Genomic DNA, 14,135 nt, shown 5'->3' with positions numbered 1-14,135 from the left:
GTCGAGTGTCTGGGGGTCGCTGCCGGGGCGGGATTGGGTCAGTGGCTGCGCGCCACCCTGGCGCGGCGTCGGCTCAATCAGCTCGGCGTCACACTCATGGCGGGGATGGTCGCCTGCCTGGTCTATCTCGGGGTCACGGGATTGCTGATGACCCTCGGAGTTCCCAGCGCGCGCCATGCCGCCGGCTACACCTCGGCGGTGCTCTTCCTGATTCCCGGCTTTCCGCTCATCACCGCCGCCCTGGATCTGGCCCGGCTCGACTTCAGTGCCGGCATCGCGCGCCTGACCTATGCGGTCCTGATCATCACCGTGGCCTCGATCAGCGCCTGGCTGGTCGCCGAACTGGTCCATCTGGTCCCGCTGCGGGCGCCCGCCCTGGACCTGCCGGAGTCGACCCTCCTGACGCTGCGTCTGGTGGCCGGTTTCTGCGGCGTCCTCGGCTTCGCCATCATGTTCAACACGCCGCTGCGCATCGCCCTGGCCGCGGCCTGTATCGGGATGCTGGCCAACACCCTGCGGCTCTATCTGGCGGATGTCCAGGTGCCCTTGCAGGTGGCCGCGCCGATCGCGACCCTACTGGTCGGATTGCTGGCCGCCTGGGTCTCGACCTGGATGAAATGCCCGCGCATCGTGCTCTCCGTGCCGCCCGTGCTGATCATGATTCCGGGGGCGACGGCCTATCAGGCGCTGGTCTACGCCAACCAGGAGATGCCGCTGGAGGCGATCGCCAACGCCTACCAGGCCATGTTCATCGTCGCCGGCATCGCCATCGGACTGGCGATCGCGCGCATGCTCACCGACCGCGCCTGGGCGTTCGAGGGACGGCTTCCCGGAGCGGTGTCAAAATAATCCCTCGCGTCACGCGCGACGCTACCCGCCGCGGGCGGCGAAACATGACGGACAATTTAGGGCGGCCCGCAGCTCTTTATGGTTAAATCCCGCCCCTATGTATCATCCACTCCCGCTCTACATCGGCCTGCGCTACACCCGCGCGAAGCGCCGTAACCACTTCATCTCCTTTATCTCCGGTACCTCCATGGTCGGGATCACGCTGGGGATCGTCGCCCTCATCGTGGTGCTCTCCGTGATGAACGGATTTCACAAGGAGATCCAGCAGCGCATCCTGGCGATGGCGTCGCACGCGACCCTGACGGATCCCTACGGCGGAATCGCCAACTGGCCGGAGGTGCTCGAACAGGTTCGGGCGCATCCGAACGTGGTTGGCGCGGCGCCCTTCGTCGAGGTCCAGGGGATGCTGGTCAACAGCGCCCAGGTCAGCGGCGCCCTGGTCCGCGGCATCGAGCCGCTGGAAGAGGATCAGGTCGCCGATCTGCGCCAGGAGATGGTCCGCGGCTCGGTCGATGATCTGGTCGATGGGGCGTTCAACATCATCCTGGGTCGTGATCTGGCGAATTTTCTCGGTGTCGGACCGGGCGACAAGGTGACGGTCGTGACCCCGCAGGTCAGCTCGACCCCGGTCGGCATGATGCCGCGTCTCAAGCGCTTCACGGTGAGCGGCATCTTCGCGGTCGGCATGGCCGACTATGACCGCAGCGCGGCCTTCATCCACATGGCCGATGGGGCCAAGTTGCTGAGTCTGGGCGAGGCGGTGACGGGCGTGCGACTCAAGCTCGACGACATGTGGGAGGCCCCGCGCCTGGCGCGCGAGATCGCCGAGGATCTGGGTGGCGTCTACCGGCTGATCGACTGGACCCAGGTCCACAGCAATTTCTTCAGCGCGCTCGCGATGGAGAAGCGGATGATGAGCATCATCCTCTTCCTGATCGTCGCCGTGGCCGCCTTCAATATCGTCTCGACCCTTGTGATGGTGGTCACCGACAAGCAATCGGACATCGCGGTGATGCGCACCCTGGGGATCTCGCCCGCGCGGGTGATGGGGATCTTCATGGTCCAGGGAACCACGATCGGTCTGATCGGAACCCTGATCGGCATGGTCGCCGGGGTCATCCTGGCGCTCAATGTCGAGCCGGTCGTGGGGGCGATCGAGAATCTGTTCGGGATCCATTTCCTGGATCCGAGCATCTATTACATCAGCGCGCTGCCCTCCGATGTGCATCTGTCCGACGTGCTGGCCGTGAGCGGCGGGGCCTTCCTGATGTCGGTCCTGGCGACCCTCTATCCCGCCTGGCGTGCCGCCAAGACCCAGCCGGCGGAGGCCCTGCGTTATGAATGAAGCCGCGCCGGTATTGGAAGTTCGGGGGTTGGTCAAGACCTTCCGACAGGGTCCGCAGGAAGTTCAGGTTCTGCGCGGAGTGGATTTCGATGTCCAGGCGGGCGAGCGCATCGCCATCGTCGGAACCTCGGGCTCGGGCAAGAGTACCCTGCTGCATTGCGTCGGCGGGCTGGATCGCCCGACCGCGGGCCGTGTCTCCTGGCGGGGCGAGGATGTGAGCGGGCTGTCGGAGGCCAAGCTGGGCCGGTTGCGCAACCGCCACCTCGGCTTCGTCTATCAGTTCCACCATCTGCTGCCCGAGTTCACGGCCATGGAGAACGTGGCCCTTCCGCTGCTGATCGGGGGCGCCAAGCCCGCCGAGGCGCGCGCCAAGGCGAACGATCTGCTCGACCGGGTCGGTCTGGGTCATCGCGGCACCCACAAGCCGGGCGAGCTGTCCGGCGGCGAGCGTCAGCGCGCGGCGGTCGCGCGCGCCCTGGTCACGCGACCGGCCTGTCTGCTGGCGGACGAGCCGACCGGCAATCTCGATCGCGTCACGGCGGGCGGCGTCTACGCGCTCATGCTGGAACTCAACCGCGAGATCGGAACCAGTCTGGTGATCGTGACCCACGACCCCGAACTGGCGGGGCGCATGGATCAGGTCTGGCGGTTGGACGATGGCGTCTTGAGTCGGGATTCGGCCATCGCGCGATAGCGCTCCTTGCGTTTGTTGATCTGGCGCACCAGCTTCCAGCGCCACAGAATCTGGATCGTCAGGTAGCCGAGCAGAGAGCAGACGGCGCCGCAAACCAGGCAGCCGATCAGCAGCGGTATTAGGATGTCGAGCCAGTTATGCCAGTCCAGCCAGAAATGGAAATCGAAGCCGACCGCCGGGATCCCTAGGAATTGGCACCCCAGCCAATAGGCGAAGTAATACATGGGTGGGCTGGTTACCGGATTGGTAACCCAGACCAGCGCCGCCGAGATGGGCAGGTTGACCCTCAGAAAGATGGCCAGGGCGGCCGCGAGGATGCTTTGCGCGACTGGCGGCAGATACATCACGAACAGACCGACCGCGAAGGCGCCCGCGACCGAACGGCGATTCAGGTGCCAGAGGTTCGGGTCGTGCAAGAGCTTTCCGAAGAGGCCGATCCAGCGATTCTCGTGGATCGCCTTGGGGGTCGGTATGACGCTTTTAAGCCATTTTTTCACTCGGAAGGCTCACTGATTGGGCAGGCGCGACTCGAAGGCGCGAGTATAGGGCAGACCGGGCCTGGACCGTTGACCTGGGTCATGGGGACCGCATCGCGATGACGGACCGCGACTCCATTCGCGTCGGATAGCGTTGACGAGTGGCCATTCGCGAGGGATCGATGTTGGGCCATGCCGGATTGGCCTTCGCGACGGGCGTCGCGGGCTTTCACCTCCTGCCTTCCATGCCTCCGCTCTGGTCGGGGGCCTCGCTGCTTCTGGCCTCTGCCCTTCTGGCCCGGCTTGTCCCTCGATCGCGGTTGCTGTTCCTGGCGAGTCTGGGTCTGTTCTGGGCGCAGATCCATGCCGCCGTCCTTCTGCACGCGCCCTTTCCGGATGATCTCGCCCGAGCGCCCCTGAGCGTCGAGGGGCGGATCGTCTCGATTCCGACGGATACCGAACAGGGCCAGCGTTTCCTGTTCGCGGTGGAGCGAACCAGGCTGGACGGCACGGATCTGTCCTTCGCGGGCCGGGTGCGGCTGTCCTGCTATCAGGACTGTCCGGATTTCCGCGCAGGCGAGCGCTGGCGTCTGGCGGTGCGTCTCAAGCCCCGTCACGGGTACATGAATCCAGGCGGATTCGACTATGAGCGCTGGCTGTTCGAGCAGGGGATCAAGGCGACCGGACACCTGCGCGGATCCGGGCCGGCCGAGCGTCTGGACGCCGCTGCCGGCCGCGATTGGCTGACGCGCTGGCGCCAGGCGCTGGCCGGGCATCTGGCCAGGGTTCTGGGTGATTCCTCCCAGGTCGGACTCATCCAAGCACTCACCATCGGCGAGCGGGCGGGCATCGAGCGGGAAGTCTGGGACATCTTCACCCGCACCGGCACCAATCATCTGGTCGCCATTTCAGGGCTGCATGTCGGTCTGGTGGCCGGGGGGCTGTTCCTAGTCACGCGCCGGCTCTGGTCGATGAGCACCCGATTGACGCTCGTGCTGGCCGCGCCCAAGGCCGCCGCCATCGCGGGCGCGCTCGCCGCCCTTGGCTACGCCGGTCTGGCCGGTTTCGCCGTCTCCACCCAACGCGCGCTCATCATGCTCGCGGTGGTGCTGGGGTCCGTCGTCTGGCAGCGCACACTGCGCCCCTATCACGCCCTGACCCTGGCGCTGGTTGGCGTGCTGGTTTGGGATCCGGGGGCGGTGTTGTCTTACGGCTTCTGGCTGTCCTTCGGCGCGGTGGCCCTGCTGCTCTTCAATCTGGGTCAGCGCTTGCCGAGCCGCGACCTCTGGACGCGATGGGGACGCGCCCAATGGGCCGTTGGGATCGGTCTCCTGCCGCTCTTGTTCCTGTTTTTCGGACAGGCGTCGCTGGTCGCGCCACCGGTCAATCTGGTCGCCGTGCCGCTCTTCAGTCTGGTCATCCTGCCATTGGTCCTGATCGCCAGTCTCCTGAGCCTGATTCCCGGTCTCGACTGGCCGCTGCGTCTGACGGCCGAAGGGCTCGACCTCTGTCTGGCCGGCCTGGAGTGGGTGGCCGATCTCCCATGGGCCTCGGGTCATCTGGCGGCGCGGCCGTCCTGGGTCTGGGGCGTCGCCCTGCTGGGCGCCTTGCTGGTACTGGCGCCGCGCGGTCTGCCGGGTCGCTGGCTGGGGCTGGTTCTATTGCTGCCGCTCCTCGCCGTGCGTCCCCCGGCGCCGCGCCAGGGCGAGGTCTGGTTCACGCTGCTCGATGTCGGGCAGGGGCTGGCGGCGGTGGTCGAGACGGCCTCGGGCACGCTGGTCTATGACACCGGGCCGGCCTATCCGAGCGGATTCGAGACCGGGACCATGGTGCTGGCGCCCTTTCTCCAGTCGCGCGGGATCGAGCGGATCGAGCGGCTCGTCATCAGCCACGCGGACAAGGATCACGCGGGCGGCGCGGCGGGTCTCCTGGCGTCCATCCCCGCCGGGCGGATCCTGAGCGGTGAGCCGGAGCGGCTTGGTCTGGCCAAGGTCGAGCCTTGTCTGGCGGGGGAGGGCTGGGAATGGTCGGGCGTGCGCTTTGGGTTTCTCTACCCGGAGCGACCGGGCGTCAAGGGCAACAACGCCTCCTGTGTCCTCAAGATCGAGACCGGCGGCCGTTCCATCCTACTCACGGGCGATGTCGAGGCGAAGGTGGAGCGGGAACTGGCGGAGCGGCTCGGCCCCGGGTTAAGGAGCGATGTCCTGGTCGCCGGACACCATGGCAGCGCGACCTCGACCTCGGCGCCCTTCCTGGACGCAGTGGATCCCGACTGGGTGCTTTTCTCCTCCGGCTATGCCAATCAGTTCGGCTTCCCCGTCGCCGAGGTGCGCGCGCGGGTGGCGGAGCGGGGGATCGCGTCCCTAGACACGGCGATCCGTGGGGCGATCCAGATCCGGCTCGGGCCGGACGGCTGGATCGGCGCGCCCGAGGGCTGGCGCGACCGCGCCGCGCGACTCTGGACCCATCGACCAGGCCCGTCACCCTGATCAGGGGATCAGCACACAGACAACGAGCGCCAGGGTCTCGCTGCCCTCGACCAGGGCGCCGGCGGTATCGCCGGTGAATCCACCGAGTCGCGCGAGCATGGCCCGTCGGGCGATGTGGACGAGCATCAGGGACGCCAGGACCATCGCCAGGCCCGTCCAGCCCGCGAGCAGAACGCCAAGACCGGCCATCAGGGTGGCGATCCAGGCCGCGCGGCGGGGTAACTGGTTGAACTGGTCGGAGGCCATCCCCCGTTCGCGGGCATAGGGCGTGGTCAGCAGCAGGAGCGGCAGTTGCGCCCGCGCCAGCATGGGAATGAAGGGCAGGAGCCAGACCTCGCCGGCCAGGATCAGGGCCTTGATGGCGGCCCACTTGGCGAGCAGGACCAGCACCAGGAGGCTGATCGCCGCCGGGCCGCTTCTCGGATCCTTCATGATTTCGAGGGTGCGTTCGCGGCTGCCGAGTCCCCCGATCCAGGCATCGGCGCTGTCGGCCAGGCCGTCCAGATGCAATCCGCCGCTCGACCAGACCCAGACCATGAGCACCAGGGCGGCGGCCACATCGGGGTCGGTTCCGGACAGGGCGATGGCCGCCAGGGTGGCGGGCAGACCCATGATCAGCCCGACCAGGGGATACCAGGGAACCGAGTGCCCGGTCTCGCTCGGCTCAACCTGGCCGGGATCGGGAAAAGGCAGGCGCGAGAGGAAGCGTCCGGCGATCCAGAGTGGACGAAGGTTCATCGAAAATCCGCTGGTTGAAAGGGGATGATTCCGCACGGGAGAGGCGTAACCTCTTCCCTGCGGTTTCGCCCGGCTTAGCCGGGCGTGGATTGAAACATTCAGAGCGTCCCATGAAAGACTAGGCTCGCTCGGCCCGGCGGTGGGTAGAGCCGCAGACGGCTGAGACAGGCATGGGGAACCTCCAGCGACAGCAAAGCCTCGTCGGCCATGCGCAGCACCTCGGCGAGCAGGACGCGGATGACGCCGCCGTGGGTGACGACCAGCGTCTGGGCCTCGCTCGCGCGGAGCAGGTCGCCCCAGGCACCGAGTACCCGCGCGCGAAAGTCCGGAAAGGGCTCGGCGCCGGGCGGGGCGTAGCCGACCGGGTCGTCCCAGAAGGCTTGCAACGCCTGGCTCGGGATCTGGTCGGGGGCCAGACCTTCCCAGTCGCCGAAGTCGCGCTCGCGCAGGGCGGCGCACTCGGCGAGCGCAATCGCGTGCGTCTCGGCCAGTTCCCGCGCGAACGCCAGGCAGCGGCGCGAGGGCGAACTGATGACCCGTGTCCAGTCGCCCGCCCCGGCGGTCGCGCGGCGCATCTGTTCCCAGCCGAGCGGGCTCAAGGGATCGTCCAGCGTGCCCCGAAAGCGCGTGCCGCCCTCGGGCTCGCCGTGGCGCAGCAGATCCAGCCGCGGCTCGGTCACGGGCTCAGGCCTCGCTCACGCCGGCCTCGGTGAAGGTGGCCATCTTCTGGTGGACCGTGCAGGCCAGACGCAGCAGCGGTACCAGGGTCGCCCCCCCAGTGGCCTCGCCGAGGCGCATCCCCAGATCCAGATAGGGGGCGGCGTCGAGCGCCTCCATCATGCGCCGGTGACCGGGCTCGGCCGAGCTGTGCGCGAAGAGCATCCAGTCGCGCACCCCAGGGTTGAGGCGTGTGGCGAGCAGCGCGGCCGAGCTGATGATGAAGCCATCGACCAGGATCGGCATCCCGCGTTGCGCGGCGGTGATGAAGGCCCCGGTACTGGCGGCGATGTCGAAGCCGCCGAGCCGCGCGAGCAGATCGAGCGGCGTGCGCTCGGGCGTGACGTGGAGCGCCAGGGCGGTGGCGATCACCTGGGCCTTGCGCGAGACGCCGTCGCTATCGAGCCCGGTTCCGGGTCCGGTCAGAACGGCTGGCTCCAGACCGAGCAGGGCGCAGGCGAGCGCCGTGGCCGGGGTGGTGTTGCCGATCCCCATCTCGCCGCAGATCAGGAGTTTGGCCCCATTGGCGAGCGCCCGCTCGACCGCCGCACGCCCCAGGTTCAGGGCGGCGATGAGCTGTCCCTCGCTCATCGCCGGCTCGCGCGCGATGTTGCCGGTGCCCGCGCCGAGCCGTTCCGATTGGACGCCCTCGATGGGGCCTGGATCCGTGAGGATGCCCAGGTCGAAGATCTCCATGCGCGCGCCGATCGCCTCCGCCATCACCGAGACGGCCGCCCCGCCGCGCGCGATGTTGTGGAGCATCTGTAGCGTGACCTCGCGCGGAAAGAGCGAGACGCCCTCGGCCGCCACGCCGTGATCGGAGACGAATTGCAGGATATGCACCGGATCGGGCGAGGGGGTGACCGTGCCCTGCATCCCGGCGAGTTGGATGGCCATCTCCTCCAGTCGACCGAGCGAGCCGCGCGGCTTGGTGAGCTGATCCTGACGTCGACGGGCGGTGTCGGCCGCCATGGCGTCCAGTGGCAGACAGGGATCCTGGATCCAGGTAAGACCTGTGGGCATGAGAGATACCTCAAGAATGGCATTGGGAGGCGCCTGGGCGCCTCGAAACGGGGATTAGCGAGACAGCGACGGCTCGTAGCGGAGGGTCAGATAGAAGGACCGGCCGGGTTGGTTGTAAAGGTAGGCGGTTTCGTAGTCCTCGTCGAAGGCGTTCTCCAGTCGCGCCTGGACGCGCAGCGCGTCGTTGATCGCGTACTCCGCCCGCAGGTCGAGCAGGGCATAACCGTCGAGCCGAGTCTGGTTGGCCAAGTCGTCGAAACGGCGCCCGGCGATGAAGAGCGAGGCGCCGGCCGACCAGCGCTCGAACCGGCGGTCGAGGTCGATCTGGACGCTCTGCTCGGGCCGACGGGGCAGGAGATTACCCTGGCTGGAGCCGCTTGAGCGGTTTTCCGGGTCCATGAGGGTTAGATTCGCCTTGAGATCCCAGTTCCGATAACCAACCGAGCCGCTGGCCTCCAGGCCGCGGATGCGCGCGCGCCGCACATTGGCGGCGGCCGAGAGGTTGGCGTCGTAGGCAATCAGATCATCGATATCCGTCTCATACAGCGCGAGATCCCAGCGCCCGTTCAGTTCCGCGCCCAGGGCTAGGGGGCCGTTGACCCCCAGCTCCAGGCTTCGGGATTGCTCCGGGTCGAGGTCTGGATTGCCGTAGTAAGGGTAGTAGAGGTCATTGAAGCTCGGCGCCTTGAAGGCCGTGCCATGGGAGAGCGAAACCTGGATCCCATTGTCGAGGCGATAGCCAAGTGCGGCGTTGCCCGTGCCGTGGTCGCCGAACTGGCCATTGTCGTCCTGGCGCAGGCTGAGTTTCAGGTTCGCGGGACCGAACTGGTCCTGATACTCGCCGAAGAGGCCCAGGTTGTCGCGTGAGCGCCGGGCGTAGTCGACCGTTCCGGAGACGCGATCGTCCTGATAGTCCGCCCCCAGCGTGAGCAGGCGCGCCGCGCCGATGGCGATATCGTTCTGGAGCGACAGCGTATCGCGCTCGGTCTCGAAGCGGTCAAGAAAATAGGCTCCGCCCGAGGTCTCGGGATCGTCGAAAAACACCCGGTAGGCATCCCAACTGCGTCCGGCGGCCAGGGTCAGGATCCAGGGATCCAGCGGCTTGAAGGTCGATCGGGCACCCAGCACCTGCTGCTCGGAGCGCGACTCATTGCCGGCCAGGGCGGAACCGTCGAAGTCCGCGCGGTTCTCGGAGCCGAGCAGATGCAGATCCAGCGTGGCGGTCTCGCCGAAGGCATAGCCGCCGCGCAGGCTCATCCCCAGGTTGCGGTAGGGGTCGCGGTCGGGCTGATCGACCCGGCAGCCGGCCGCCGGTTTGGCGCGTCCCGCGCAGGCATCGATCCCATCGGTGCGGTCGAGGTTGGCGCCCAGATTGAACCAGCCCCGCTCACCGCCGCCCGAGACGCCCGCCGCGACCTTGGCGGTGCCGAGCGTGCCGCCGCCGAGGGTCAGGCGCCGGGCGAGCGGACCGCCGCCGCGCTTGGTGAAGATCTGGATGACCCCGCCGATCGCCTCCGAGCCGTAGAGGCTCGAACGCGGTCCGCGCACCACCTCGATGCGCTCGATCTGCTCGATCGGCAGATCCTCGAAGGGCGCCGTTCCGGAGGTGGCCGAACCAATCTTGACCCCATCGATCAAGACCAGCACATGGTCGGAGTTGGTGCCGCGCAGAAAGACCGAGGCGTGCTGACCGGCGCCGCCGGTCTGGGACAGGATGACGCCGGGAACGCCACGCAGCAGATCCGGAACGGAACGCGCCTGACGGCGCTCGATCTCGGCGCGGTCGATGACGGTGACCGAGGCGAGGGTGGTGGCGCGCGGCTCGGCCGTGCGGGTGGCGGTGACCACCACGGGTTCGAGCAGGGTTGGCGTTTCATCCGCCACGGCGAGACCGGCCAGCGGCGCGCCGAGCGCCACCAGCATCCAGGAATGATTCATGGTTTCTGACTCCTTCGGTGAGCCGCGCACACCCGCGGGGCTCGACAGGGGAGGGAGGCGATGAGGAGGCGGGACGGGCGCGGGACCGGGACGGGCCAGGGTCGGCGTCACGACAGGCCGCCCCTCGCGACCCCGTTCGTGGAGCCATTCGTCCGTTGGATCGCGGTCCGGGGATGCCGTGCGCATCCGACTTGAGCGAGTCCGAAACGGGTGAATGGCGCCGATCCTCTGGCCGGTCTCCGGGCTCACGAGCGGGGTCTGGACCCAACGCGACGCCTTCCCATGATGACTCACAGTGGCCCTGTGTCGCGTCTTGACTCGTCTACCGTTGCGGGGGCAGCGCCGGCTTTCCCCTCCCGTCCGGGATGGGTCACCGACTTCCCGTTTAACCCCAAGGAAGGTTTCCCTCGGGGCACCGGAAGATCAAGCCGGGCATTAGACTGTGCTTGTCGAGCATGGGTCAATGGCCGGCGTCAACCAAAGATAAGAGATCGGTTCGCGGTTCGTGATACCTTGCCAACGCTCCCAGGAAACCGCCCCCGCGCGGCCCGGCATGTCGCGGCCGCCGGCACTAACGGAGACAGGCCATGGTCACGCCTAGCACACCCGACGAGAAGCCCGCGACACCGGACCCGACCGACGCGCCCGGCGAGGCGACTCGATCCGAGGTCAGGGCCGAGCCGTCCGCCGAGCCCCCGACCTTCCCCATCGTCGGCATCGGCGCCTCGGCCGGTGGTCTCGCGGCCTTTGAAGCCTTCTTCTCGGGGATTCCCCCGGATGTCGCGACCGGCATGGCCTTCGTCCTGGTGCAGCATCTGGCGCCCGATCACAAGAGCCTCCTGACCGAGCTGGTCGGGCGCTATACCCGCATGCGGGTCCAGGAGATCGAGGACGGCATGCCGGTCAGCCCGGACTGTGTCTACATCATCCCGCCCAACCAGGATCTGGCTCTGTTCGGCGGCCGGCTCCACCTGCTGGAGTCGAGCGCGCCGCGCGGGCTGCGCCTGCCCATCGACTCTTTCTTCCGTTCCCTGGCGCGGGACCGGCATGAACGGGCGATCGGCGTCATCCTCTCGGGCACCGGCAGCGATGGCACCCTGGGCGCCAGGGCCATCAAGGGCGAGGGTGGGCTGGTGATGGTCCAGGAGCCCAGGACGGCGGCCTACGACGGCATGCCGCGCAGCGTCATCGCCGCCGGGCTGGCGGATTTCATGCTGCCTCCGGTGGACATGCCGGCGCGGCTCATGGCCTACGCCTCGCATGCCTTCGTCAAGGTGCCGCAGGTATTCGCCTCGTCTCCGAAGACCGAGGATGCCCTGGCCAAGATCTGCCTCCTGCTGCGCGACAAGACCTCGCACGACTTCTCGCAGTACAAACAGAGCACCCTGGTGCGTCGGATCGAGCGACGCATGGCGCTGCATCAGCTCGAACATCGGGACGAGTACGCGCGCTACCTCCAGCAGGATCCGGAAGAGATCGAGTCGCTGTTCCATGACCTGCTGATCGGGGTCACCAGTTTCTTCCGCGACCCCGAGGCGTTCGCCGTCCTGGAACAGGAGGTCATTCCGCGTCTGTTCGCCGGCAAGCCGGCGGGCGCGGCGGTGCGCGTCTGGGTCTGCGGCTGCTCGACCGGCGAGGAGGCCTATTCCATCGCCATGCTGCTCCAGGAGCACCTGGAACAACTCAAACAGACCTTCAAGGTGCAGGTGTTCGCCACCGACGTGGACGCCCGCGCCATCGAGCGGGCGCGCGCCGGCGTCTATCCAGCCAGCATCGCGGCCGATCTCTCGCCCGAGCGGCTGGCGCGCTTTTTCACCGAGGAGCCCAACGAGGGCGTCTACCGTATCCGCAAGACGACTCGCGATCTGCTGATCTTCTCCGAGCAGGATCTGATCCGGGATCCCCCTTTTTCGCGGCTGGATCTGATCAGTTGCCGCAACCTGCTCATCTACCTCGACGGCGATCTGCAGAAACGTCTGATTCCACTCTTTTACTACTCGCTCAATCCATACGGCACGCTCTTTCTGGGCAACTCGGAGAGCATCGGCGAATTCCTGACCCTGTTCGCGCCAATCAGCCGCAAGTGGAAGCTCTATATCCGCCAGGATCGTCTTCCCGGTGCGCTGACGACCGCGTCCCCCGCGCTGGGTTCCTTCCTGCCGTCGCTCCAGACGAGCCTACGGCCGCCGATTCAGGCTCCGCTGGAGCCGGGTCGGAGCAAGCCGGATCTGCGCGCCCTGACCGAGGCGGCGCTGCTGCGCCATTACGAGCCGGCGGGCGTCCTGATCAACGGCCGCGGCGAGATCCTCCACATCTACGGTCGTACCGGTCAGTACCTGGAGCCCGCCGACGGCGATGCGGCCATGAACATCTTCAACATGGCGCGCGAGGGGCTGCGCCGACCCCTGACCAATGCCTTGCATCGGGCGGTGGCCCGCCAGGAAACCGTCCATCTGCCGGATTTGCGGGTCAAGACCAATGGCGATTTCAGCGGGGTCAACCTGACGGTGCGACCGGAGTCGTTCCTGGGTCCGGACGTCACGTCCGATCTCTACCTGGTGGTCCTGGAGGCGATCCCGAAGGCCGTCGCGGCCGCCGTCGACGCCGAGGGGACCGACTCCGCCAGCCCCACGGGCGACGACCGGCGTATCGCCGATCTGGAGCTGGAGCTACGGGCGAAGGAGGAATATCTCCAGACCACCCTAGAGGAGATGGAAACCGCCAACGAAGAGCTGAAATCCACCAACGAGGAGATGCAGTCGGTCAACGAGGAACTCCAATCCACCAACGAGGAGCTGGAAACCTCCAAGGAGGAGTTGCAATCGGTCAACGAGGAGCTGGCCACCGTCAACGCGGAGTTGCAGAGCAAGGTCGTGGATCTGTCGCGCGCCAACAATGACATGAACAATCTCCTGTCCGGGACCGGCGTGGCCACGATTTTTGTCGACCACCAGTCGCGGATCACCCGTTTCACCCCGGCCGCGACCCAGTTGATCAAGTTGATCCAGTCCGACCTCGGGCGCCCGGTGGGCGACATCGTCTCCAATCTGTTCGATTACCATAGCCTGGTGGAGGACGTGACCGAGGTTCTGAGAACCCTGATCCCGCTGGAAAAGGAGGTTCGGACCCTGCAGGACGCCCTCTATCTGCTCCGTATCGGACCCTATCGAACTCTCAACAACGTCATCGAGGGCGCCGTGATCACCTTCGTGGACATCTCCAGCCGTCGGCGGATGGAAGAGGAACTGCGCGTGGCCCGCGTCCTGGCCGAAGGCGTGGTCGATGCCATGCGCGATCCGCTGCTGGTGCTGGATGCGGATCTGCGCGTGATCTCGGCCAATCGGGCTTACGGCCGTTGCTTCCGGACGATCCAAGCGGAGGTTCTCGGCCGATGCCTGTACGACTTGGGCAACGGCCAATGGGATACCCCCGCGCTGCGTCGACTCTTGCGGGATCTCCAGTCGCAAGGCACCGGCTTCGACGACTATCGGATGCCCCTGGACTTGCCTGGGGTGGGATCCTGCACCATGCGGCTCAACGCCCGCGGCCTCGATCCCGTCGCTGGGAAGATCGAGGTGATCCTGTTCGCCATCGAGGGCGTCAGCGAGGATCCGTCAGCCCCCATTGAAAACGCCGCGCCAGAACCAAGCGGCTAACCCGGTGGGAGCGGTTTGCAGCCGCGACGCCGGGCAGCCGCGACGCGCGCCGGCGTTTCGGCTCAAGCATCGGCGCGGAGTTCTTCGCGGCTGCAAGCCGCTCCCACGGAATTAGGATGCCCTGGGCCGGGTTCCCCGTGCGGCTGTCTGAGGTTTTATACGCATTTATCGCACTGGCCGAGGTTGCGAGAATCCGTGTGGATTCATGGA

At 67.0% G+C, this 14,135-nt stretch carries 10 protein-coding genes and 1 riboswitch; of the genes, 5 read left to right on the top strand and 5 right to left on the bottom strand.

What is annotated here, in order from left to right:
- The 3 genes from CKO27_RS17850 to lolD all read left to right on the top strand — a co-directional run.
- On the top strand, positions 1-849 hold an 849-nt coding region (locus CKO27_RS17850; RefSeq protein ID WP_200376277.1), incomplete at its 5' end, for a threonine/serine exporter family protein.
- 97 nt (positions 850-946) lie between these two features.
- Positions 947-2,194: a lipoprotein-releasing ABC transporter permease subunit gene (locus tag CKO27_RS17845; protein WP_200376276.1), complete on the top strand. Its 1,248-nt coding sequence runs from the start codon at positions 947-949 to the stop codon at positions 2,192-2,194.
- Positions 2,187-2,888: a lipoprotein-releasing ABC transporter ATP-binding protein LolD gene (gene lolD, locus CKO27_RS17840; protein ID WP_200376275.1), complete on the top strand. Its 702-nt coding sequence runs from the start codon at positions 2,187-2,189 to the stop codon at positions 2,886-2,888. The genes CKO27_RS17845 and lolD overlap by 8 nt, the downstream gene beginning before the upstream one ends.
- Here lolD and CKO27_RS17835 read toward each other — a convergent pair.
- Positions 2,831-3,385 carry a DUF2062 domain-containing protein gene (locus tag CKO27_RS17835; RefSeq protein WP_200376274.1) on the bottom strand — a complete coding sequence of 185 codons (555 nt, stop codon included), beginning with the start codon at positions 3,383-3,385 and terminating at the stop codon, positions 2,831-2,833. The two genes, lolD and CKO27_RS17835, sit on opposite strands and share 58 nt — an antisense overlap.
- Before the next feature lie 140 nt (positions 3,386-3,525).
- Between CKO27_RS17835 and CKO27_RS17830 the strand changes: the two genes are divergently transcribed.
- A complete protein-coding gene (locus CKO27_RS17830; RefSeq protein ID WP_338116102.1) occupies positions 3,526-5,853 on the top strand; it encodes a DNA internalization-related competence protein ComEC/Rec2 in 2,328 nt (775 codons plus the stop codon).
- Here the strand turns inward: CKO27_RS17830 and CKO27_RS17825 are convergent, their stop codons facing one another.
- The 4 genes from CKO27_RS17825 to btuB form a co-directional block, all read right to left on the bottom strand.
- The gene (locus CKO27_RS17825) at positions 5,854-6,591 is read right to left on the bottom strand and encodes an adenosylcobinamide-GDP ribazoletransferase (RefSeq protein WP_200376272.1); all 738 of its coding nucleotides are present in this window, start codon (positions 6,589-6,591) and stop codon (positions 5,854-5,856) included.
- Between the two features lie 98 nt (positions 6,592-6,689).
- The gene (locus CKO27_RS17820; RefSeq protein ID WP_200376271.1) at positions 6,690-7,271 is read right to left on the bottom strand and encodes a histidine phosphatase family protein; all 582 of its coding nucleotides are present in this window, start codon (positions 7,269-7,271) and stop codon (positions 6,690-6,692) included.
- A 4-nt stretch (positions 7,272-7,275) separates the two neighbouring features.
- The gene (cobT, locus tag CKO27_RS17815) at positions 7,276-8,331 is read right to left on the bottom strand and encodes a nicotinate-nucleotide--dimethylbenzimidazole phosphoribosyltransferase (protein WP_200376270.1); all 1,056 of its coding nucleotides are present in this window, start codon (positions 8,329-8,331) and stop codon (positions 7,276-7,278) included.
- Between the two features lie 54 nt (positions 8,332-8,385).
- Positions 8,386-10,269, bottom strand: coding sequence for a TonB-dependent vitamin B12 receptor (btuB, locus tag CKO27_RS17810; protein WP_200376269.1), 1,884 nt, complete (start codon positions 10,267-10,269; stop codon positions 8,386-8,388).
- A 213-nt stretch (positions 10,270-10,482) separates the two neighbouring features.
- Positions 10,483-10,704: riboswitch (cobalamin riboswitch) on the bottom strand.
- Between the two features lie 152 nt (positions 10,705-10,856).
- Between btuB and CKO27_RS17805 the strand changes: the two genes are divergently transcribed.
- Positions 10,857-13,925, top strand: coding sequence for a chemotaxis protein CheB (locus CKO27_RS17805; RefSeq protein WP_200376268.1), 3,069 nt, complete (start codon positions 10,857-10,859; stop codon positions 13,923-13,925).
- Positions 13,926-14,135 lie beyond the last annotated feature (210 nt).

The sequence above is a fragment of the Thiocystis violacea genome (assembly GCF_016583575.1).
Classification (GTDB): Bacteria; Pseudomonadota; Gammaproteobacteria; order Chromatiales; family Chromatiaceae; genus Thiocystis; species Thiocystis violacea.
This window is presented reverse-complemented; position numbering and strand designations above follow the sequence as displayed.